The sequence below is a fragment of the Streptomyces malachitofuscus genome, from assembly GCF_055571035.1.
Map to the genome: position 1 here is coordinate 128,348 of NZ_JBVIGA010000002.1, position 19,996 is coordinate 148,343.

23 protein-coding genes are annotated in these 19,996 nt (G+C 72.8%); 3 read left to right on the forward strand and 20 right to left on the reverse strand.

Annotated elements, in window-relative coordinates:
* Nucleotides 1-5: 5 nt before the first annotated feature.
* The 13 genes from ACZ44S_RS03070 to ACZ44S_RS03130 form a co-directional block, all read right to left on the reverse strand.
* A complete protein-coding gene (locus ACZ44S_RS03070; RefSeq protein ID WP_466923929.1) occupies nucleotides 6-329 on the reverse strand; it encodes a gas vesicle protein K in 324 nt (107 codons plus the stop codon).
* Nucleotides 326-514, reverse strand: a complete 189-nt coding sequence (locus ACZ44S_RS03075) for a gas vesicle protein (RefSeq protein ID WP_190163863.1) — start codon at nucleotides 512-514, stop codon at nucleotides 326-328. Before ACZ44S_RS03075 ends, ACZ44S_RS03070 begins: the two co-directional genes overlap by 4 nt.
* The gene (locus ACZ44S_RS03080) at nucleotides 511-1,290 is read right to left on the reverse strand and encodes a GvpL/GvpF family gas vesicle protein (protein ID WP_466923933.1); all 780 of its coding nucleotides are present in this window, start codon (nucleotides 1,288-1,290) and stop codon (nucleotides 511-513) included. The genes ACZ44S_RS03075 and ACZ44S_RS03080 overlap by 4 nt, the downstream gene beginning before the upstream one ends.
* Complete coding sequence (locus tag ACZ44S_RS03085; RefSeq protein ID WP_466923935.1) at nucleotides 1,287-1,622, reverse strand: gas vesicle protein; 336 nt, start codon at nucleotides 1,620-1,622, stop codon at nucleotides 1,287-1,289. Before ACZ44S_RS03085 ends, ACZ44S_RS03080 begins: the two co-directional genes overlap by 4 nt.
* Nucleotides 1,619-2,830, reverse strand: coding sequence for an SRPBCC family protein (locus ACZ44S_RS03090; protein WP_466923938.1), 1,212 nt, complete (start codon nucleotides 2,828-2,830; stop codon nucleotides 1,619-1,621). Before ACZ44S_RS03090 ends, ACZ44S_RS03085 begins: the two co-directional genes overlap by 4 nt.
* Nucleotides 2,827-3,450 (reverse strand): DNA primase, encoded by a 624-nt coding sequence (locus tag ACZ44S_RS03095; protein ID WP_466923940.1) that lies wholly within the window; start codon nucleotides 3,448-3,450, stop codon nucleotides 2,827-2,829. The genes ACZ44S_RS03090 and ACZ44S_RS03095 overlap by 4 nt, the downstream gene beginning before the upstream one ends.
* Nucleotides 3,447-3,713 (reverse strand): gas vesicle protein GvpG, encoded by a 267-nt coding sequence (locus tag ACZ44S_RS03100; RefSeq protein ID WP_466923942.1) that lies wholly within the window; start codon nucleotides 3,711-3,713, stop codon nucleotides 3,447-3,449. Before ACZ44S_RS03100 ends, ACZ44S_RS03095 begins: the two co-directional genes overlap by 4 nt.
* Nucleotides 3,714-3,717: 4 nt before the next feature.
* Entirely contained in the window at nucleotides 3,718-4,491 is a 774-nt protein-coding gene (locus ACZ44S_RS03105; protein WP_466923945.1) for a GvpL/GvpF family gas vesicle protein, read from the reverse strand.
* Complete coding sequence (locus ACZ44S_RS03110; protein ID WP_190163856.1) at nucleotides 4,488-4,922, reverse strand: gas vesicle structural protein GvpA; 435 nt, start codon at nucleotides 4,920-4,922, stop codon at nucleotides 4,488-4,490. Before ACZ44S_RS03110 ends, ACZ44S_RS03105 begins: the two co-directional genes overlap by 4 nt.
* 75 nt (nucleotides 4,923-4,997) lie before the next feature.
* Entirely contained in the window at nucleotides 4,998-5,387 is a 390-nt protein-coding gene (locus ACZ44S_RS03115) for a gas vesicle protein GvpO (RefSeq protein ID WP_466923948.1), read from the reverse strand.
* An 81-nt stretch (nucleotides 5,388-5,468) separates the two neighbouring features.
* On the reverse strand, nucleotides 5,469-6,395 hold the full coding sequence (gene ligD, locus ACZ44S_RS03120) for a non-homologous end-joining DNA ligase (protein WP_466923950.1): 927 nt from the start codon (nucleotides 6,393-6,395) through the stop codon (nucleotides 5,469-5,471).
* A complete protein-coding gene (locus ACZ44S_RS03125) occupies nucleotides 6,392-8,239 on the reverse strand; it encodes a transketolase (RefSeq protein ID WP_466923953.1) in 1,848 nt (615 codons plus the stop codon). The genes ligD and ACZ44S_RS03125 overlap by 4 nt, the downstream gene beginning before the upstream one ends.
* The gene (locus ACZ44S_RS03130; protein WP_466923956.1) at nucleotides 8,236-9,933 is read right to left on the reverse strand and encodes an NAD(P)/FAD-dependent oxidoreductase; all 1,698 of its coding nucleotides are present in this window, start codon (nucleotides 9,931-9,933) and stop codon (nucleotides 8,236-8,238) included. Before ACZ44S_RS03130 ends, ACZ44S_RS03125 begins: the two co-directional genes overlap by 4 nt.
* Before the next feature lie 143 nt (nucleotides 9,934-10,076).
* Here ACZ44S_RS03130 and ACZ44S_RS03135 point away from each other — a divergent pair, with 143 nt between their 5' ends.
* Both ACZ44S_RS03135 and ACZ44S_RS03140 read left to right on the forward strand, forming a co-directional pair.
* On the forward strand, nucleotides 10,077-11,039 hold the full coding sequence (locus tag ACZ44S_RS03135; protein WP_466923959.1) for an LLM class F420-dependent oxidoreductase: 963 nt from the start codon (nucleotides 10,077-10,079) through the stop codon (nucleotides 11,037-11,039).
* A gap of 20 nt (nucleotides 11,040-11,059) precedes the next feature.
* A complete protein-coding gene (locus ACZ44S_RS03140; protein WP_466923963.1) occupies nucleotides 11,060-12,151 on the forward strand; it encodes an enolase C-terminal domain-like protein in 1,092 nt (363 codons plus the stop codon).
* 33 nt (nucleotides 12,152-12,184) lie between these two features.
* Here the strand turns inward: ACZ44S_RS03140 and ACZ44S_RS03145 are convergent, their stop codons facing one another.
* Complete coding sequence (locus ACZ44S_RS03145) at nucleotides 12,185-12,607, reverse strand: phage holin family protein (RefSeq protein ID WP_466923966.1); 423 nt, start codon at nucleotides 12,605-12,607, stop codon at nucleotides 12,185-12,187.
* Between the two features lie 121 nt (nucleotides 12,608-12,728).
* Between ACZ44S_RS03145 and ACZ44S_RS03150 the strand changes: the two genes are divergently transcribed.
* Nucleotides 12,729-13,076 carry a VOC family protein gene (locus ACZ44S_RS03150; RefSeq protein ID WP_361034664.1) on the forward strand — a complete coding sequence of 116 codons (348 nt, stop codon included), beginning with the start codon at nucleotides 12,729-12,731 and terminating at the stop codon, nucleotides 13,074-13,076.
* 326 nt (nucleotides 13,077-13,402) lie between these two features.
* On the opposite strand, the gene ACZ44S_RS03155 is transcribed toward ACZ44S_RS03150, so the two are convergent.
* The 6 genes from ACZ44S_RS03155 to ACZ44S_RS03180 all read right to left on the reverse strand — a co-directional run bounded on the left by ACZ44S_RS03155 (nucleotide 13,403) and on the right by ACZ44S_RS03180 (nucleotide 19,896).
* Complete coding sequence (locus tag ACZ44S_RS03155; protein ID WP_190163846.1) at nucleotides 13,403-13,954, reverse strand: GNAT family N-acetyltransferase; 552 nt, start codon at nucleotides 13,952-13,954, stop codon at nucleotides 13,403-13,405.
* A gap of 71 nt (nucleotides 13,955-14,025) precedes the next feature.
* Nucleotides 14,026-14,958 (reverse strand): S66 peptidase family protein, encoded by a 933-nt coding sequence (locus tag ACZ44S_RS03160; protein WP_466923970.1) that lies wholly within the window; start codon nucleotides 14,956-14,958, stop codon nucleotides 14,026-14,028.
* Nucleotides 14,955-16,907: a prolyl oligopeptidase family serine peptidase gene (locus tag ACZ44S_RS03165; RefSeq protein ID WP_466923973.1), complete on the reverse strand. Its 1,953-nt coding sequence runs from the start codon at nucleotides 16,905-16,907 to the stop codon at nucleotides 14,955-14,957. The genes ACZ44S_RS03160 and ACZ44S_RS03165 overlap by 4 nt, the downstream gene beginning before the upstream one ends.
* A gap of 16 nt (nucleotides 16,908-16,923) precedes the next feature.
* Entirely contained in the window at nucleotides 16,924-18,228 is a 1,305-nt protein-coding gene (locus ACZ44S_RS03170; protein ID WP_466923976.1) for a M20/M25/M40 family metallo-hydrolase, read from the reverse strand.
* Complete coding sequence (locus tag ACZ44S_RS03175) at nucleotides 18,221-19,054, reverse strand: M55 family metallopeptidase (RefSeq protein WP_466923979.1); 834 nt, start codon at nucleotides 19,052-19,054, stop codon at nucleotides 18,221-18,223. Before ACZ44S_RS03175 ends, ACZ44S_RS03170 begins: the two co-directional genes overlap by 8 nt.
* 116 nt (nucleotides 19,055-19,170) lie before the next feature.
* Nucleotides 19,171-19,896, reverse strand: a complete 726-nt coding sequence (locus ACZ44S_RS03180; protein WP_466923981.1) for a class I SAM-dependent methyltransferase — start codon at nucleotides 19,894-19,896, stop codon at nucleotides 19,171-19,173.
* Between the last annotated feature and the right edge of the window lie 100 nt (nucleotides 19,897-19,996).

A 19,996-nucleotide genomic window follows, 5' to 3' on the forward strand; every position in this document is an offset into this window, starting at 1 on the left:
GGACGTCAGTCCCGGGGAAGCAGCGGTCCGAGCGGCCCGAGGTCCAGGTTCAGGTCCTCGGGCCGCAGTCCGTACCGGTCCCGCAGTTCCGCCATCCGGTCCTCGAGCAGCATGAGGGTGAGCCCGACCCGCTCCTCCTGCTCCTCGGTCAGATCCCCCTCGTCGAACCGGCGCACTGCCTGGCGTTCCATGAGCTGGCGCAGCAACTCCACGACGGTGAGCACCAGTTTGATCAGATCGCGTTCGACCGTGTCGGGTTCCAGGTCCAGCCGCTTGCGCCGGCTTCCGTGCGGCTCGACGCGCCCGTCGCCGTCGGGGGCGGCCGTCACAGCGACTCCTCGAACGGGGAGGGAACCTGCGCGTTGACCGAGCTGATGAGCGCGTTGAGGTCGATACGGACCAGGTCGACGTCCGCGATGCGCAGCGTGATGTCACCGGTGATGACCACGCCGCCGGCCAGGAGCCGGTCGAGCAGATCCACCAGCGCTATTTCGCGCCGTTCGACGACGGTCACGTTCCCTCCTTCTCGGTCGTTTCCTCACCGGCGAACGAATAGGCCGCCCAGGGGCCGGTGAGTTCGACGCGTATTCCGGGAACACCGTCCTTGGTCCGGTCCACCCGCTCCACGAATTCCTCGGATTTCGCGCGCGGAACGAGATACGCGGCATTGAGTACATTGCGTCCGGAGGCGCCGGAGAGCGTGGGATTCTGCGGCGCGTGCAACCGCGAGTCCTCGGCGCTCTCGGAAAGGGTCTCGTGCAGCCGGGTCGCGAAGGCCTCGGCCCGCTGCCACAGGTCGTCCTGCGCCTTCGTCCGCATGCGCCGCTGCCGCAGGTAGTCCCGGCCGGACGCCGGCCTCGGCGCGGGCGCGGCGGACGCCTCGGGCTCCCGCTCCGCCTCGACGTACACCTTGACGCCCCATTCGACCCGGCCCTCCAGCCGGTCCAGGGTGCGCAGGAAGCCCTCCTCCCGCGCCTGCATCATCGTCCGTACGCCGCTGTCGTCGCGGAACACGGTGCCGAGGCGCAGCGGCAGCGGGGTGGTGACGGTGGTGAGCGCGTCGATCACGCCCTGGTGGGCGCGGGCGACCGCGGTCAGCCAGTCGAGGTCCTCCAGATGCGCGCGCAGCGGCTCCTCGGCGAAGTCCGCCTCGGGCACATGGCTGACGACCGCCACGAGGCCGTGGTGGGGCAGCAGCCGGGGCGGGTCGCCTCCGACGCCGGTCAGCTGGGCCTGGAGCGGCGTGCCGAAGGGCCGGCAGACCGCGTAGACGTACCGCAGTCCCGTCACGGGCTCTCCTCCTGTGCGCGGCGGGGCTCCAGCTCCTCCAGCCGGGCCAGCCGCTCGCGCAGTTCCGCGTTCTCCCTCGCCAGTTCGTCACGACGGGCGCGCGAGGACAGCGCCGGGTCGGACTCCCACCAGTCGATCCCCATCTCCTTCGCCTTGTCGACGGAGGCGACGACCAGACGCAGCTTGATGGTGAGCAGCTCGATGTCGAGCAGGTTGATGCGGATGTCACCCGCGATCACGACGCCCTTGTCCAGCACCCTTTCCAGGATGTCGGCGAGATTGGCCCCGCTGCCCTGGCCGTACGGCTCGGGGAGCCGGCTGGGCGTGGTCATGGGCGGCTCCGGCTCTCGGCACGCTCGTCCTCGGCAGCGGGCTCATCGGCCTCGGTGCCGGCCTCGTCCTCGTACTCCTCCTCCGGGTACTCGTCCTCCTCGTACTCGTCGGCGGGCTCTTCCTCGTCGTCGTAGTCGTCGGCGGGTTCCTCGTCGTCCTCGTACTCGTCGGCCGGCTCTTCCTCGTCGTCGTAGTCGTCGGCGGGTTCCTCGTCGTCCTCGTACTCGTCGGCGGGTTCCTGGTTCTCGGACTCCCCGTTCTCGTCGTACTCGTCGGACGGGCCTTCGTCCTCACCGGGCTCCCCGGACTCCGCTTCCTCCTCCTCCGCCAGCGCGTCCTCGTGGCTGCGGACCACCTCGCCGTCGCGGATCTCGCCCCGCCAGCTGTCCTCGGCCTCGCCCTTGATGGTGATGAAGCGGGCGAAGTTCTTCAGGTCCAGGCGTGCGCGGCGGCCCTGGGCGCGCCAGATGTTCCCGGTCTTCTCGAACAGGCCGGACGGGTAGTACTCGATGACCAGCAGCACCCGGGTGAGGTTGTCACCGAGGCGGTGGAAGGAGACGACGCCCTTCGTGGTGCCCTTGGCGCCCTCCGAGGACCAGGCGATGCGGTCGTCGGGGACCTGCTCGGTGGTCGTGGCCTTCCAGCTGCGGTTGGACCACCAGATCTTCGCCTGCCAGTCGGACGTGGTGTCGTCGCTCTTGTTGGCGCTCTTGACGCCCTTGGCGAAGGTGCTGAAGTCCTGGTACTGGGTCCACTGGTCGTAGGCCGTGCGCAGCGGGACCCCGACGTCGATGTGCTCCATGATCACGGTGGGCTTGTTGCCGGAGGAGCGCTTGCGCTTGCCCTTGCCGCCGCCCAGACCCTTGAAGGCGCCCTTCACCTTGTCCTTGGCGCTCGAGGCGCCCAGTTCTACGGCGCTGCGCAACGGGCCCTTGCCCTCGGCCAGTTTGCGTCCGCCGTCGGCGGCGAGCTTGGCGAAGCCCGGGCTGTTGCCCTCCGCGATGTCGTTGAGCTTGTTCGTGGTCTCGCCCAGCTTGTGGCCGAGGCCGCTCAGCAGCCGGGTGGCCTGTGCCGCGAGGTAGTCCTGCACCTCGGCCTTGAGCCGGTCGGCGGCCTCGCTGTGGGCCACGTCGGCAAGGGGGTTCTTGGTCGCCCCGTCCGCCCCGTCACGCGCGGCGGACGTGGCCCTTCCGAGGGTCTCGGTCATCGCTCACCGCCTCCCTTCGAGGTGCGGGTGCGGCCGCCCCGGGACGCGGCCGCGGTCTTCTTGGCGGCCGTCTTCTTCGCCGGGGGCGTCCGCTTCGCCGCGGCCTTCTTCGCCGGAGCTGCCTTCTTCGCGGCGGCCTTCTGCGGCGGCGCCTTCTTCGCGGCCTTCTTCGCCGTCCGCTCCGGGGCCCGCTCCTTCCCGCCTTCCTCCTGCCCCGGCTCGGGCTCGTCGTCCGGCTCGCGCTCCCGCTCCTGCGGTGCGTCGTCGGTATCCTCGTCCGGCTCCTCGCGCTCCCGCGCGCCGCCGCCGGTCAGCTCGTCGCGCATCGCGGCGGTACGGCCGTGCAGCCGGTCGGCGAGCGAGCCGAGCTGCCGCTCCACCAGCGCGCCGGACGCGGCCTTGCCGACGCCGCGCAGGTCGCCGCGCAGCTGGTCGCCGAGCTCCTTGAACTGCGGGTTGTCCCGCAGCTGCTGGTTGACCATTTCGGCGACCATGCGGGGGCTGAGGTTCAGCTTCTTGCCCGCCACCAGCCCGCCGACGGCGACCGCCATCTTCAGCTTCTTGGTCCGTCCGAGGAGATATCCGGCCCCGATCGCGAGGCCCAGTCCCATTCGGTTCATCGTTGTGCCGTCCCGTCCCCTGTACCCGCGCCTGTGCGCGTTGCGGTCTCCAACCGGTCCAGAAGTTCGTCCTCCTGCCGGTCGAACTCCTCCTCGGTGATCTCTCCGGCCTCCAGCTGCTCCTCGAGGCGGGCCAGTTCCGCACGGATGGTGGAAGGGTCGTAGTAGATGCGCTCCGCCTCCTGGAGCACCTGCCGGATGACCCACCCGCTGCCGCGCACCGGGGCGAACGGCAGCAGGAACACCTCCGAGATCAGGCCCATGTCGTCACCCCGCTCCGGTCTCCGTCCCACCGGCCGCGGTGCCCGCCGGCTCGGCCGGACCGGGCTCGACGAAGCTGTAGGGAGGCAGAGGGCCGTTCAGCCGCACTTCGAGGTGGGGCAGTTCCGTGCGGGCCTGCTCCACCGCGGCCAGGAACTCCTCCGCCGTCTCCCGCTTGACCAGGTAGGACACATTGGCGAGCCAGCCCGTGGACTCGGGGCCCACGCTCACCGCGTCGGCCGCCGGTTCCAGGATGCGTTCCAGTGCGACCGCGTCCTCGGCCTCCTTGGCCTTGACGGCGCTCGCGACCATCTCGCCGAGCTGGATCTTCTGTTCGTAGCTTCCGCCGCCCGACTGCCGGTTGGCCTCCGCGAGGGCGCGGATCTCCGGGTTGCCGGCCATCACGTGGTGCAGGACCGCTTCCTCGACGTGGTTGGCCTTGACGTTGTACTCGACCCGGTCGTCCAGGGCCTGCAGCCGCTCCCGGTAGTGCTCTGCGCGCTCGGCGAGGACGGCGGTGACGGCGTCGTCGTCCGGGGCGACGCTGCCGAACCGCATGGGCAGCACGCAGCCCGCCGCGCCGGCCTCGCTGAGCACGTTCTGGTGGGCGAGCAGTTCCCTGCGCTTGGGACGCAGCCCCTCGGGGGCGTCGCTGACCAGGGCCGCCAGTTCACCCTCCCGCAGGACGCGCACCGGCAGCGGCGGGTCGCCCACGCCTCCCATGCCTTCGGGCAGGCCGGGGTGCGAGGTCGCCGTGACGCCGTAGATGTAGGTGCTCACTCCTGCTCCTCCTTCCGGCGCGCCGAGGTGCTCTTACGGGCTCGCGGACGGGACTCCGTCTCACGCTCGGAACCGCCGTCACGCGCCTGCTTGAAGGCGTCGGAGACGGTCTCGGCGGCGCCGGACAGCGCCCCCTTGGACTTGCCGCGGGCGCCGGACTCGGTGACCTCGCCGACGATCTCCGGCAGGCCCGGGCTCTTGCGGGGCCCGGCCTCCAGGTCGAGGCGGTTGCAGGCCTCGGCGAAGCGCAGGTACGTGTCGACGCTGGCGACGACGACCCGCACATCGATCTTGAGGATCTCGATGCCGACCAGGGACACGCGCACGAATGCGTCGATGACGAGCCCCCTGTCCAGAACAAGCTCAAGCACGTCGTAGAGACCGCTGCTGCCGCCTCCGCCGCCGGTCTGTTGTGCCGGTACGACTGTCATGCCGGTCTTTCCTCCTTCTTGTCGGTGGGTGAGGGTCGGGACTTGCCGCCGGTGGGTCGGGCCCGGTCGGGCGTCCTAGCGGCCGCCGGACCTGTGCGCGTCGGCACGCCCGCGTTCGTAGCGGCGTACGCGCCGGTACCCGGTCAGCTGGCCGTCGGGGTCCAGCTCGACCTGGTAGCTCGCCATCAGGCTCATCGTGTCGGGCACCCGCTCGAGCTCGAGAACCTCGACCTCGAGGGACCAGCCCTCCTCCGTCTGCTCGAAGGACGACACGGACTCGACTTCCATCCCGGTGAGTTCCGCGAGCTGGCCGCGCGCCTGGCGCAGCAGTTCCATCGGGCTCGGCCGGCGAGTGGTTCTGTTGTTCTCCGTGGTCTTGTTGGATTGCTGTGAGCCACGGGCCCCCTGGGACTCTTGTGCGTCCTGTGAACCCTGTGGCTCTTCGGCGTTCTTCGTGTTCGACATGGCCACCTCCCCCTCCGTGTGGCCGCAAGTCTGTTCGCCAAACCTCCGTACCCTCAGCGGGTGCGGCTCGGCCCCCGGCGCTCAGCCCCGCAGTGCCGCCAGCCGGCGGCGCGCGGGGCCCAGGGCCCGTCCCCGGCGCAGCAGGCCGGCCCAGGGGTCGGTGCGGGCCTGCTCCACGGCGTCGGCGACCGTCCAGCGGCGGGCATTCAGCGCCGGGTCGTCCAGCTCGTCCCAGGAGACGGGCGTGGCGACGGGGGCGCCGGGCAGGGCGCGGACGCTGTAGGGGGTGACCGCGGTCTGCGCGTAGCCGTTGCGCTGCACGTCGAGGTAGAGCCGGTCGCCGCGATCCTTCTTGCGGGCGGCGGTGGTGAGCCGGTCGGGGTGGGCGTCGGCGAGGGTGTCGGCGACCTCGCGGGCGAAGTCGCGCACGTCGTCGAAGTCGCTCTCGCCGTTCAGCGGCACGATGACGTGCAGCCCCCGGGAACCGGTGGTCATCAGCGCCGAGGGCAGCTTCAGCTCGTCCAGCAGCTCCCCCAGCAGCCGAGCCGCCTCCCGGACCGCCCCGAAGTCGTCGCCGGGCGGGTCGAGGTCGAAGACCAGCCGGTCCGGCCGGGTGATCCGGTCGGTGCGGGACAGCCAGCGGTGCAGGGTGATGCTCGCCTGGTCGACGAGGAAGAGGAGGGTGGCGGTGTCGTCGCACACGGTGTGCGTGACGGTGCCGCCCTCCTTGGCGGCCTCGGCCCGGGTGATCCAGTCGGGATAGCCGTCCGGGGTGTTCTTCTGCATGAACGCCGGGCCGTCGATGCCGTCCGGGCGCCGGTCCAGCATCAGCGGGCGGCCGCGCAGGTGCGGCAGCATGAACGGCGCGACGGCGCGGTGGTAGTCGACGAGGTCGTTCTTGGTGTACTCCTCGGTGTCCCGGCCGCCGGGAAAGAGCACCTTGTCATGCCGGCGGATCTCCACGGAGCGACGGCCGGCCCGGACGGTGCGCGACCGCTCGTCGCTCACGACACGACCGCCTCCCCCACCAGCAGCCGGCCGGCAGCGGCGACCGACTCCGCGTCGATGCCGGCGGCGTGCAGCTGCGCGTCCGGGGAGGCGGAACCCGGCATGTTCCGCACGGCCAGCCGCACCAGACGCGGTACGGGGCGTCCGTCGGCGAAGGCCTCCGCGACCGCGTCGCCGAGCCCGCCCTCCGGATGGTGGTCCTCCACGGTCATCAGGCAGCCGGTCTCCTCGGCGGCCGTGCGCAGGGTCTCGCGGTCGACGGGCTTCACCGAGTACAGGTCGATCACCCGCACGGCGATGCCCTCCGCCGCCAGGGCGTCCGCGGCGGCCAGTGCCTCGGGCACGGTGACGCCCGCGGCGACGAGGGTGAGCCGGTCGCGGCCGGAGGAGCGCAGCACCTTGCTGCCGCCGACCGGGAACTCCTCGTCGGGACCGTAGATCACCGGGCTCTCGCCGCGCGAGGTGCGCAGATAGCGGATGCCGTCGAGGCCGGCCATCGCGGCGACCAGCCGGGCGGTCTGGTTGGCGTCGCACGGGTACAGCACGGTCGAACCGTGCACCGCGCGCATCATCGCCAGGTCCTCCAGGCCCATCTGGCTGGGGCCGTCCTGGCCGATGGCGACGCCCGCGTGCGAGCCGACGAGGTTGATGCCGGAGCCGCTGACCGACGCCATGCGGACGAAGTCGTGGGCGCGAGTGAGGAACGCCGCGAAGGTGGAGGCGTACGGGGTCCAGCCGCGGGCCGCCACGCCCACCGCCGCCGCGACCATCTGCTGTTCGGCGATGTAGCACTCGATATAGCGCTCGGGGTGCTCCTTGGCGAAGAACTCGGCCCGTGTGGAGTCGCCGACCTCGCCGTCGAGGACGACGACGTCGCCGCGGGCGGTGCCGAGGGCGGCCAGCGCCTCACCGAAGGCGTTGCGGGTGGCCACCTCGTCGCCCTTGTCCCAGCGGGGCAGGACGGGCTCTTCGGCGGGCCGGGCGGGCCGGGCTCCGTCGGATGACGGCTGCCGCACGTCCAGGCGCAGGTCCCGCGGGCCGCCGAGCTCGGCGACGGCGTCCTCGGCCTCCGGCAGCGGCTTGCCGTGCAGGCCCTCGCGGTCCTGGACCGATGCGACGCCCTTGCCCTTGAGGGTGCGGGCGAGGATCGCGGTGGGCTGGCCCCGGGTGGACAGGGCCTCTCCGTAGGCACGGTCGACGGCGTCCACGTCGTGCCCGTCGACCTCGACGGTGTGCCAGCCGAAGGCCTGGAACCGGCGCGCGTAGGCGTCGAGGTCGTGCCCGTGCCGGGTGGGGCCGCGCTGGCCGAGCCGGTTGACGTCCACGATCAGCGTGAGGTTGTCCAGGTGCTCGTACGAGGCGTGCTCGGCCGCCTCCCACACCGATCCCTCGGCGAGCTCGCTGTCGCCGCACAGCACCCACACCCGGTAGCCGGCGTGGTCCAGCCGCTTCCCGGCCAGCGCGATGCCGACGCCCACGGGGAGGCCCTGGCCGAGCGAGCCGGTGGCCGTCTCGACCCAGGGCAGTTGCCGGGGCGTGGGGTGCCCTTCGAGACGGCTGCCGTCGTCGCGGAAGGAGAGCAGTTCCTCGTCGTCGATGGCACCGGCCGCCTTGTAGGTGGCGTACATCAGGGGCGACGCGTGGCCCTTGGAGAGGATGAAGCGGTCGTTGGACGGGGCGTCGGGGCGCCCGAAGTCGTAGGCGAAGTGACGGGCGAAGAGGACGGCCATCAGGTCCGCCGCCGACATCGACGACGTGGGGTGCCCGGAGCCCGCGGCGGCCGCGGCACGGACGCTGTCCACGCGCAGCTGCTGGCCGAGCTCGACGAGTTCACCGGTGTTCATGAGTCTCCTTCGGTAAAGCGGTCGGTGCGCCTGACGGGTCCGGGCGCGACATCCGGACCGGGCGGCGGCTGGTCGGGCGGCGGCGTGACGGCGGGTTCTTCCCCGGCGGACCCACCGGGCTGGTTCTTGGCGGGCTCACCACCGGGCTGATTCTTGGCGGGCTCACCGCCCGGCTGATTCTTGGCAGGCTCACCACCCGGCTGGTTCCTGGCAGGCTCACCACCCGGCTGGTTCCTGGCAGGCTCACCACCCGGCTGGTTTCCGGCAGGCTCACCACCCGGCTGGTTCCTGGCAGGCTCACCACCCGGCTGGTTTCCGGCAGGCTCACCACCCGACCCACTCTTCGCGGACTCCCCGGCCGCCGACGCCCCTGCCTGCCCCCGCTCCGGCCTGCCCGGCACCCGTGCCAGTTCCGGGGACGCCGTGTCCAGCGGCACCGACCAGGATCGTACGAGTCCCAGCTGGACGGCCTGGCGCGGCAGTACGGCGTCGAGCAGCCAGTCGGCGGCCACCCGGACCCGGTTGCCCGGCATCGCGGCGAGGTGGTAACCGCGGGTGACCGCGCCCGCCGCCACCCCGGAAAGGTTCACGCCGAGCGGATTGGCGGCGGCCTTGACGCCCCCGAGGTCCACCACGAACCCCATGTCCTTGTGCCGGTAGGCGCGCCGCTCACCGTCGCCGAACGACGCGGCGATGTTGTGCCCGCACACCTTGCCCTGACGCCAGGCGTGCTGCGCGGTCATCGGGGTGTACGACCCCGGCTTCTCCAGATCGGGCACCGCCGCCGCGTCACCGCACGCGAAGACCTCCGGGCGGCCCGGCACCTGCAGGTGCGGGTCCACGAGGAGCCGGCCGCGCTCCATGGGCAGCCCCAGCGACTCGGCGAGCGGATCGGGGCGCACGCCCACGCACCACACCAGGGTCTTGGTGTCGACGAACTCCCCGTCGGTCAGCAGCACTCCGTCGTGCGTGGCCTCCTTCACCGAGGTGCCCATCCGTACGTCCACGCCCCGCTCGCGCAGGACCGTGTCGGCGGTGCGGGAGAGCCGCTCGTCCAGCTCGGGCAGCACCCGGTCGGCGATGTCCAGCAGGATCCAGCGCGGCCGCATCCCGGTCCTCATCGGGTGCCTGCTGACCTGCGCGTCGGTGAACAGCTGCCCGTGCGCGGCGACTTCGGTGCCGGTGTAGCCGGCGCCGACCACGACGAAGGTGCAGCGGGAGGCGCAGGTCTTGGGGTCGTCGGTGGCGGTCGCGAGCTCCACCTGGCGCGTCACGTGGTCCCGCAGGTACAGGGCCTCGGGCAGACCGCGGAAGCCGTGGGCGTGCTCGGCGACACCGGGGATCGGCAGCAACTTGTTGACGCTGCCGGCCGCGAGCACCAGCCGGTCGTAGGAGAGGGTGCCGCCCTCGCCCTCGGGTCCGGTGTAGTGCACCTGCCGCGCGTCGAGGTCGATGCGGTCGGACTCCCCGAGCACCAGCCGCACGTGCGGCAGCGTGCCGGAGAGGGACACGGTGACCCGGCGCGGCTCCAGGATGCCGGCGGCGACCTGCGGCAGCAGCGGAAGGTACAGGAAGTAGTCGGTCGGGTTGAGCAGGACGATCTCGGCGCGGCCACGGGCCAGCCGGGACAGGGTCTGGGCCGTGCGGTATCCGGCGAAGCCGGCACCGACGATCACTATGCGGGGTCGACTCACGGTTCGCCTCCGGCGCTGTCGCGTACGTCGGGAGACTTCCGCGTCCCCCCGGCCGGGGACGCCAAACGTCCGCCCGGTTTCCGCCGGAGCCCCCGGGTACCCGGTCGGGGACCCGAACCGCCCATGTCGCGGAGGCACCCCCCATGCCCGAGTACGGCTACTTCCTCTCGTGCGAGCAGTACGGTCCCGCCGAGCTGATCGAGCAGGCGCGGATGGCCGAGCAGGCCGGGTTCGAGGCCCTGTGGATCTCGGACCACTACCACCCGTGGAACGACGAGCAGGGGCAGAGTCCCTTCGTGTGGTCGGTGATCGGCGCGCTGTCCGAGGCGGTGTCGCTGCCGGTGGGTACGGCGGTGACCTGCCCCACCGTGCGGACGCACCCGGCGGTGGTGGCGCAGGCGGCGGCCACGAGCGCGGTGATGTCGCCGGGGGAGTTCCGGCTGGGTGTGGGCACCGGCGAGGCCCTGAACGAGCACATCCTCGGTGACCACTGGCCGCCCGCCCATGTGCGCCTGGACATGCTCGAGGAGGCCATCCAGGTGATGCGGCGGCTGTTCACCGGCGAGGAGGTCAACCACCACGGCACGCACTACACGGTGGAGAACGCCCGTCTGTACACCGTCCCGGACCAGCCCGTCCCGATCGACATCTCGGGCTTCGGCCCGGCGGCGACCAAGCTGGCGGCGCGGGTCGGCGACGGCTACATCACGATGATGCCGGACGCCCCCATGGTGGAGCAGTACCGCAAGGGCGGGGGCGGCGGAAAACCGGTCAGCGGCGGCACCAAGGTCTGCTACGGCACCGACCGCGAGGACTGCGTGCGCACCGTGCACCGGCTCTGGGCGAACGAGCAGCTGCCCGGCGAGCTGGGCCAGGTACTGCCCTCACCGAGGCACTTCGAGCAGGCGCAGACCCTGGTCACCGAGGACATGGTGCGCGAGAACCGGGTGTGCGGCGACGACGTGGACGAGCATGTCGCCGAACTCCGGCAGTTCGCGGACGCCGGCTTCGACCGGATCTACGTCAACCAGATCGGCCCCGATCTGCGCGGCTTCTTCGACTTCTACCGCACCAAGGTGCTGCCGCAGCTCCAGCAGGCCGGCTGACCGGGGAGGAGCGAACCACGATGAAACTGCACCGCCCCGGTGTCTCCGTCTACACCGTGCCGACCGACGCCCCCGAGGCGGACGGCACACTGGCCTGGGAGTCCACGACGGTGGTGATCGCCGAGGTGTCGGCGGGTGACGCCACCGGGACCGGCTGGACGTACGGTCCGCCGGTGGTCGGCGACTTCCTGAGCGGGCATCTCGCACCGCTCGTGGAGGGCATGAGCGCGCTGGACATACCGGCCGCGCACGACGCCATGTGCCGCTCGGTGCGCGACATCGGCAGGCCGGGCATCGCGGCCTGTGCGATCTCGGCGCTGGACATCGCGCTGTGGGACCTCAAGGCGCGGCTGCTGGAGCTTCCGCTGGTGCGGCTGCTGGGGGCGCGCCGGGAGCGGGTCCCGGTGTACGGCAGCGGGGGTTTCACGACGTACCACGACACGCACCTGGCCGCGCAGCTGAACGGGTGGGTGCACGGGCAGCACATCCCGCGCGTGAAGATCAAGATCGGCGAGGGCTGGGGGCGGGACGTGGCCCGCGATCTGCACCGGGTGCGCACCGCCCGGCATGTCATCGGGGAAGAGGCCGATCTCTACGTGGACGCCAACGGGGCGTACGCCCGCAAGCAGGCGGTGCGGGTGGGGCACACCCTCGCCGAGTACGGGGTGGGATGGTTCGAGCAACCGGTGTCGGCGGACGACCTGTCCGGGCTGCGGCTGGTGCGTGACGCGGTGGTGAGCGACGTGACCGCCGGGGGGTACGGGTTCGACCTGCCGTACTTCGCCCGCCTCATCACCGCCGGGGCGGTGGACTGTCTCCAGGTGAACGCCACACGCTGCGGCGGGCTCACCGGCTTCCTGCACGCGGCGGCGCTGGCGGAGGCACACGGTCTGGAGGTGTCCGCCGCCTGCGCCCCGCACGTCCACGCGGCGGTCGCGGCCACGGTCCCGAATCTGCGCCACGTCGAGTGGTTCCACGACCACGTCCGGATCGAGGACATGCTCTTCGACGGCGCCTTGGACCCCACCGGGGGCACGATCGCCCCCGTCGCGGGTCTCGGCCACGGTCTGACGCTGCGGACACAGGACGTCACGGAGTACAGAGTGGGCTGAGTACGGGACCGGGCACGAGGCGGGGAGGGACGGTCAGACCCGGCCGGAGTCGTCCGGCCGCGGCGGTACGACGCCCGCGGTGGGCGGGGCGGACGGCACCGGCGGGATCGGGTTGCCCCCTCCTCCCGCGCGTGCGGTGGCCTGTCCGGGGACCGGTCGCGGGGCGGCGGGCCGTGCCGCGGCGCGCAGGGCGTAGGCCAGCGCGGCCAGGATCACGGCCGTGATCAGCGAGGCGGCCCAGCCCGGCAGGACCAGGGCCAGGGCGAGCCCCACGGCCAGCGCGACCGCCGCGCCCGCGTACAGGGCGACGGCGCCGGACGCGGCGTAGAAGGCGGCCTTGCGGCGCTGCCCCCGCGCCTGTTCGCGCAGTTCGTCGCGCACGGTCTCGCGGGCCACCTGCGCCAGCTCGTCGACGAGGTGTTTGTCCAGATGCTCCAAGTGCTCCAAGCGCTGCATGCCGGCCGGGTACCCGTGGCCGAGAGCGCCTAACGCCCCTCGGTACGGCGTGCGTTACGGCGTGTGGAGATCGTCCGGGGGCGCACCCGCGGTCCCGGTCGCCCCCAACTAGGCTCCTCCCATGGAGATTCTGGGTGCCACACTGCGCGTCTGCGTCGACGACATCGAGACAGCCATCCCCTTCTACGAGCGGCTGGCGGGCGGCAGAGCCCTCCGCTTCGAGCGGGCCGGCGTCCAGGTCGCGGCGGTGGGCTGCTTCCTGCTGATGAGCGGTCCCGCGGCGGAACTGGACGTGCTGCGCAGGGTCGCGGCGACCATCGCGGTGCAGGACGTCGACGAGGCCCGCCAGGTGCTCGCGGAGATGGGCGCCGACATCATCGCGGGCCCGGTCCCCACCCCGGTGGGCCGCAACCTGATCGCACGGCACCCGGACGGGGCGGTCTACGAGTACGCGGACCGCCGCGCCTGACGCCCCTTCACCCGGTCACGGTGTCGGACGCATCCGGAAGTCGTACCGCTCCGGCCCCCTCACGCAGGGTCGGCGGCCTCGCAGCCCGCGTCGAACACGGCAGCGGGCTGTCGGGCCCCAGGGGTGCGGTCGGCAGCGTCAGTACCTCACGTCGGATCGTCGTCACGATCCCCACGCAAGCCGCCGCGAGCCCACCTGAACAGGGGGCGCGGACGGCTCGCAGCGGCGAGCACAACTCCCCCAGGGGCGCGGGGAACCGCGCGACCGGCCACGACGCACCCGCAGCCGGACCCGGCATCCGCGGGGCGCCGGGGCCGGGCGCCGGTTCAGCCGGCCGTCATCTCGCTGGTGATCGCCCACCGCTGGTGGTCGCGCCAGGCCCCGTCGATGAAGAGCATCTTCGGGGAGAAGCCCTCCAGGCGGAACCCGCAGGAGCGGGCGAGAGCGATGGAGGCGGCGTTGCCGGGCTGTACGTTGATCTCCAGACGGTGCAGCCGCATCGGGCCGAAGGCGTGCCGCACCACGAGGTTCAGGCCCTCGCGCATCAGTCCGCGCCCCGCCGCGTGCGCGAAGGCGCCGTAGCCCAGCGCACCGCACAGGAAGCCGCCCTCGACGATGTTGTTGATGTTGATGAACCCGGCGAGGGCTCCGTCCGCCTCCTTCTCGCAGACCAGGAACCCCGCCTTGGTGGGGTCCTCGATCAGCCGCCCCGCGTAGGCGGCGTAGGCCGACGCGCTGTCCGGCGGGAACAGCCAGGGGTGGTGCAGGTCCTTGCTCTCCCGGGCACGGGCGGTGAACTCGGCGCCGTCCGCGTGGCTGAAGTGGCGCAGCCCCACGCGGGCGCCTTCGGCGAGATAGCGGGAAGCGGTGTGCGGCACCCTGCCACCCTACGACGGCCCGCCGGACCCGCGCGCGGTCTCGGCCTCGCCCCACCGGGTCCGGCGCCGGCTCAGTCCAGCGCCGGTTCGTCCAGCGTCAGCGTGCCCGCGTCGGCGTCGAGTTCGGCGGTGACACCGAAGGGGACGGTGAGCGCGTCGTCGCAGTGCCCGAACCCGAACTGCTCGGCCACCGGCACGCCGAGGCCGCCGAGGCGGTCGGCGAGCAGCGCCCGCACCCCGTCGTAGGGCTCGCACTGCGCCCAGGACCCGAGCAGCAGCCCGGCCACCCCGTCCAGCCAGCCGGCTCGCAGCAGCTGGGTGAGGTAGCGGTCGAGCCGGTACGTCTCCTCCCCCACGTCCTCCAGGCACAGCAGTCCCCCGCGCGCGGAGGGCCTGGCATGGGGGGTGCCGAGGTCGGCGGCGAGCAGGGAGAGGCACCCCCCGAGGGTGACTCCGCGTGCCCGGCCGGGGGCCAGGGCCGTACCGTCCGAGCGGATGGTGCAAACCGTCTCGGGGGTGAAGAGGGTGGCGCGGAGGTGGTCCTGCGCCCGCGTGCTCTTCAGGAAGTCGACGCCCGCGGCCATCGGCCCGTGCAGGGTGACCAGTCCGAGCCGGACCGCGAACGCCTCGTGCAGCGCGGTGATGTCGCTGAACCCGACGAACACCTTCGGCCCGGCCGCCCGCATCGCCTCCCAGTCGAGCGTGTCGACGATGCGCTGCACGCCGTATCCGCCGCGGGCGCAGATCACCGCGTCGACGGCCGGGTCGCACCACGCGGACTGCAGGTCGGCGGCCCGGTCGGCGTCGCCGCCCGCCAGGTAGCCGAACTCGGCGTCCCGGTCGAGGACATGGGGCGCCACCACCGGGTCGAGATCCCAGCCGCGCAGCACGTCGAGCCCGGCGAGCAGCCGCTCCTCGGGCACCGGGCCGCTGGGTGCGACGACGGCCACCCGGGCGCCGGGGGCGAGCCGGGGCGGCCGCCGCAACGGGGCGACCCGGCTCACCTGCCCAGCTCCAGCGTGGGAATGCCGGGCGGTCGCATCCCGAACACCTGGGCGTACAGCGACATCTCCGCCTCGAGGGCGCGCACCATCGTCTCCGCCCGCCGGAAGCCGTGTCCCTCGCCCTCGAAGGTGAGATACGCGTGCGGCACGTCCCGGCCGGCCAGCCGGGCCAGGAACCGCTCGCATTGCACGGGCGGACAGATCACGTCGTCCAGTCCCTGGAGCAGGAGGAAGGGCACGGAGAGCCGGTCGGCGTGTTCGACGGGCGAGCGCCGCACGTACCGCTCGGGGACCTCGGCCCGCGGTCCGATCAGGGTCTCCAAGTACTGGGACTCGAAGTCGTGGGTCTCCCCCGTTCCCCAGCCGGCGAGGTCGAGCACGGGGTAGATGATGGTGCCGCAGGCGTAGACGTCGGTGGTGGTGAGCGAGGCGGCGGTGGTCCAGCCGCCGGCGCTGCCGCCCCGGACGGCGAGCCGGTCGCGGTCGGCGGTGCCCTCGTCGGCGAGGGCCAGCGCGACGGCGGCGCAGTCCTCGACGTCGACCACGCCCCACTGCCGGCGCAGCCGGTTGCGGTACGCGCGCCCGTATCCGGTCGAGCCGCCGTAGTTGACCTCGGCGACGCCGATGCCGCGCGAGGTGAAGTAGGCGATCTCCAGGTCGAGCACCAGCGGCGCCCGGCCGGTGGGGCCGCCGTGCGCCCGGATCACGTACGGGGGCCGCTCGCCCGCGGGCCCCGTGCACCCGGGGTGGTGCGGCGGGTGAACCTGGGCGTGGATCTCCCGTCCGTCGGGTCCGGTGAACGTGCGCACCTGCGGCTCGGGGTAGTAGGCGGGGTCCACGGCGTCCCGGTGCGGGGAACCGATCACCCGGGCCCGGCCCGTCCGGGTGTCCAGCTCCACCACTTCGGGGGCGCTGCGCGGGCCGGCCCCGATGGCGACGACCCGCTCTCCGTGGGCCGCCGCGGAGGGGGCGAACTCGGTCCAGGGGCCCGCGGCGTCGACGACCTCACCGGTCTCCGGGTCGAGTATGCCGAGTGTGGCGGCGCCCCGGCCGTGCACGACGGCGATCAGCCCGCCCTCCAGCGGGGCGAACCAGCGGTGCCCTGGCTTCCACAGCGGGCCGCCGAACTCCTCCTCGCGCGGGCAGATCGCCTCCCCGTCCCGGTAGAGGTTCCACCAGCCCGTGCGGTCACTGGTGTGCAGCAGCCTCCCGTCGTGGGTCCAGTCGACCTGGGCGACGGCCTCCTCGGGTCCGCCGGCCACCGTGCGGGCGTCGCGCAGGGTGCCGTCCCCGGCGACGTCGGCGACGACCAGTTCGGTGCCGTCCCACGGCATGCGCGGATGGTCCCAGCCCAGCCAGGCCGCGCGCCGCCCGTCGGGCGAGAGCCGCGGTCCGGTGACGAACCGGTGCCGTCCGTCGCTCAGTTCCCGCACCGCGTCCCGGTCACCGGCGGCCGAGCCGTCCAGCGGAACCGCGGCCAGGACGCGGCGCACGTCGCTGGGGCCGTCGCCGGTGAACTCCTCCAGGACGCACCACACCTCGCCGCGCGCTGGCAGCAGCACCGGATCGGCCCAGCGCAGCCCCTCCCCCACCGGCGACACGGGCGTGAGCGGGCGGTGCTCCCCGCCCGGGTCGTAGCGGTAGAGGCGCTGGTCGGCGAAGTTCACGAACACCAGGAGCGGGCCGCCGTCGCGCACGGCGCCGGCCCACGGGCGGCCGCCGTACTCCATGACCCGGGTCCGCACGTTCCACGGCGGCGACAGGACCGACTCCTCGGTGCCGTCGACGTGCCGGCGCACCAGGGTGCGCCGGCCGGCCTCGGTGGGCCGGGGCTCGGTCCACCACACCTCGTCGCCGACGAAGTCCGCGAACTCGGGGCTGCCGTCGTGGGCCGCGGCGGTGGCCGCGTCGATGGGCGAGGGCCACTCGCCGTACGCCAGGGTCTGCACTGTCTCCCCCACTCGCTCAGGCCGACCGCAGGAACCGGTCGAGGACCCGGACACCGAAGTGGAGCGCCTCCACGGGCACGCGCTCGTCGACCCCGTGGAAGAGGGCCTGGTAGTCGAAGCCCTCGGGCAGCTTCAGGGGCGCGAAGCCGTAGCCGGTGACGCCGAGCCGGGAGAACTGCTTGGCGTCCGTGCCGCCGGACATGCAGTACGGCACGACGTGCCCCTCCGGGGCGAACTCCTCCACGGCGGCCCGCATGCGGGCGAACGCCGGCGAGTCCACCGGCGCCTGGAGGGCCACCTCGTGGTGCTCGAACTCCCAGTCGACGTCCGGGCCGGTGAGCCGGTCCATGGTCGCGCGGAACTCGTCCTCGGCGCCCCAGAGATACCGGCCGTCGACGCGCGCCACGGCCTCCCCGGGGATCACGTTGATCTTGTATCCGGCGTCCAGCATGGTCGGGTTGGCGCTGTTGCGGACGGTGGCCTCGACGAGCTTGCCGGCCGTGCCGAGCTTGTCAAGCAGGGCGTCCACGTCCGCCAGGTCCGTCTCGACGCCGTACACGGCGGCGAGTTCGGTGAGCGCGGCCCGCACCGTCGGGGTGAGCCGCAGCGGCCATTCGTGCTCGCCGATGCGGGTGACGGCGGCGGCGAGGCGGGTCACCGCGTTCTCCCGGTTGACCTTGGAGCCGTGCCCGGCCCGGCCGCGCGCGGTGAGCTTCAGCCAGGCGGTGCCGCGCTCGCCGGCCGCGATCGGATAGAACTGCCGCCCGGCGCCGTCGTGGAAGGTGAACGCGCCGGACTCGCTGACGCCCTCGGTGCAGCCCTCGAAGAGGTGGGCGTGCCGGTCGGCGAGGAACCCGGAGCCGTCCTCGGCGCTGGCCTCCTCGTCGGCGGTGAAGGCGATGACGATGTCGCGGCGGGGCCGCACGCCCTGGCGGGCCCACGCGCGCACCACGGCGAGGATCATCGCGTCCATGTTCTTCATGTCGACGGCGCCGCGTCCCCAGACGACGCCGTCGCGGACCTCCCCGGAGAACGGGTGCACGCTCCAGTCGGCGGCCTCGGCCGGTACGACGTCCAGGTGCCCGTGGACGAGCAGCGCGTCGGCCGACGGGTCGGTGCCCTCCAGGCGCGCGACGACGTTGGTCCGGCCCGGGGTGCGCTCCAGGAGCACCGGTTCCAGGCCGGTCTCGGCGAGCCGGGCGGCGGCATACTCGGCGGCGGGCCGCTCCTGGCAGTCTCCCCCGCCCCTGTTGGTCGTGTCGATCCTGATCAGGTCGGATGTGAACGTCACGACCTCGTCCAGGGCCCGCTCGTCAGCCATACTGCTCCTCCACCGCGGCCGAGGCGATCGTGGTGACCGCCTTGAAGGTGCGGATCCCGTCGTACATGGTCCCGCTGGTGTATGCCACCTTGCGCTCACCGGTCCGGGTCACGCCCGGCACGACGGTGGCGGCCATCGCCAGGTGCTCGGCGTCGAACTCCACCGCCACGGTGAAGGGCCCGCCGTCGACCGGCTCCCGGCGCACCGCCAGCGCGGCCGCCTCCTTGGCCGCCGCGCGGATGTCGGCGGCCGTCCGGGCCGGCGTGCGGCACACCGCCGCATACCGGGAGACATGATCCTTCACGGCCACCTTGAGGGCCTCGGGCGCGTACCCGAGGGCGTCCTCGCAGGCCACGTCGTCACCGGTGACCAGGACCACCGGCACGCCGTACTCGGCGACCACGTGCGCGTTGAGCAGACCCTCACTGGCCCGTACGTCGTTCACCCACACCCCGGTGATGGAGTTGGCGAGGAAGGTGTGCGCGAGGACGCCCTCCATGCCGGCGCCGGCGTGGTAGCCGATGAACGCGATGCCGTCCACGTCACCGTGCTGCACGCCCTCGACCATGGACAGCGACTTGTGCCGGCCGGTGAGCATCTCGGCCCGGTCGTCCAGCTGCTCCAGGAGCAGGTTGCGCATGGTCCAGTGGGCCTCGTTGATCAGCACCTCGTCGGCGCCGCCGTCGAAGAAGCCCTGCACGGCCGCGTTGACGTCCGAGGTGAACAGGGACCGGCACCGCTCCCACTGGGGGGTCCCCGGCAGCACGTCGGCCGGCCAGGTGACACCGGTGGCGCCCTCCATGTCGGCGCTGATGAGGATCTTCATGCGGAACACGCTACGTCGTCCCGCCGAATCCCGGCCAGCCTGTGGACAACTCTCACCGGTCCAGACCACCGGCGGGCCCGGCCGGTCGCCGTCCGGGCCCCCCGACCTGCGGAATCCTATGTGGCGCGGCCCGTCACGAACCACAAGGACGGCAGTTCTACGCGGGTGCCGTCGGGGCCGTACTCGGTGGTGGTCAGCGGCAGGGTGCCGGTCGCCAGCACGGTGAGGCCGGCCGCGGTCAGGAACTCGGGCACCGCCGCGTCGGCGACCTCGCCGGGGGCTATGCCGTGCCGGAGGACCGGCGCGAGTTTGGGCGGCGGGCCGCCGGGGCCGGCGGCGAAGCTCCGCAGCACCGCTCCCGCGGCCTCGGACGGCTCGACGAGGAAGGCACGGCCGCGCTCGCCCACGATCGTGGCGATGCCGTCCGCCAGCGCCTGCCGGTCGTCGGCCTCGCACTGGTGCAGGACACCGCGCACATAGACGTTGGCGTCGCCGAGCTCCGCGTGCAGCGTCTGCGCCTCGGCCTTCTCCACGGCGTCCAGCTGACGGTACGTCGCCTGCCCGGCCGGGTCCGCCCGGCGGGCGTGCTCCAGGGCGGCCGCGGACAGGTCGGCGCCGACGACGTGGGGGAAGCGGTCGGCGAGGAAGCGGGTCTGGGTGCCGTTGCCGCAGCCGAGATCCACCAGCGCGAGCCCCGGGTCGGTGAGATGGGGTTCGAACAGAGCGAGGTGGCGGGCCACGGTCAGGGCGGGCTCCGCGTCCCAGAAGACGGCCCCCTCCTCGTCCGGTGCCTCACGCCAGAAGCCTTCCCAGGCCTCCCGGTACCGACTCGTCACGCTCATGACCGACTCCCCAGGGTGCGACACCGACCCGCCCCGTGTGACGGGCCAGTACGGTGTATCGCGCCCCGGGCGCGCGGACAAGCGCGCGAGCGCATTCCTT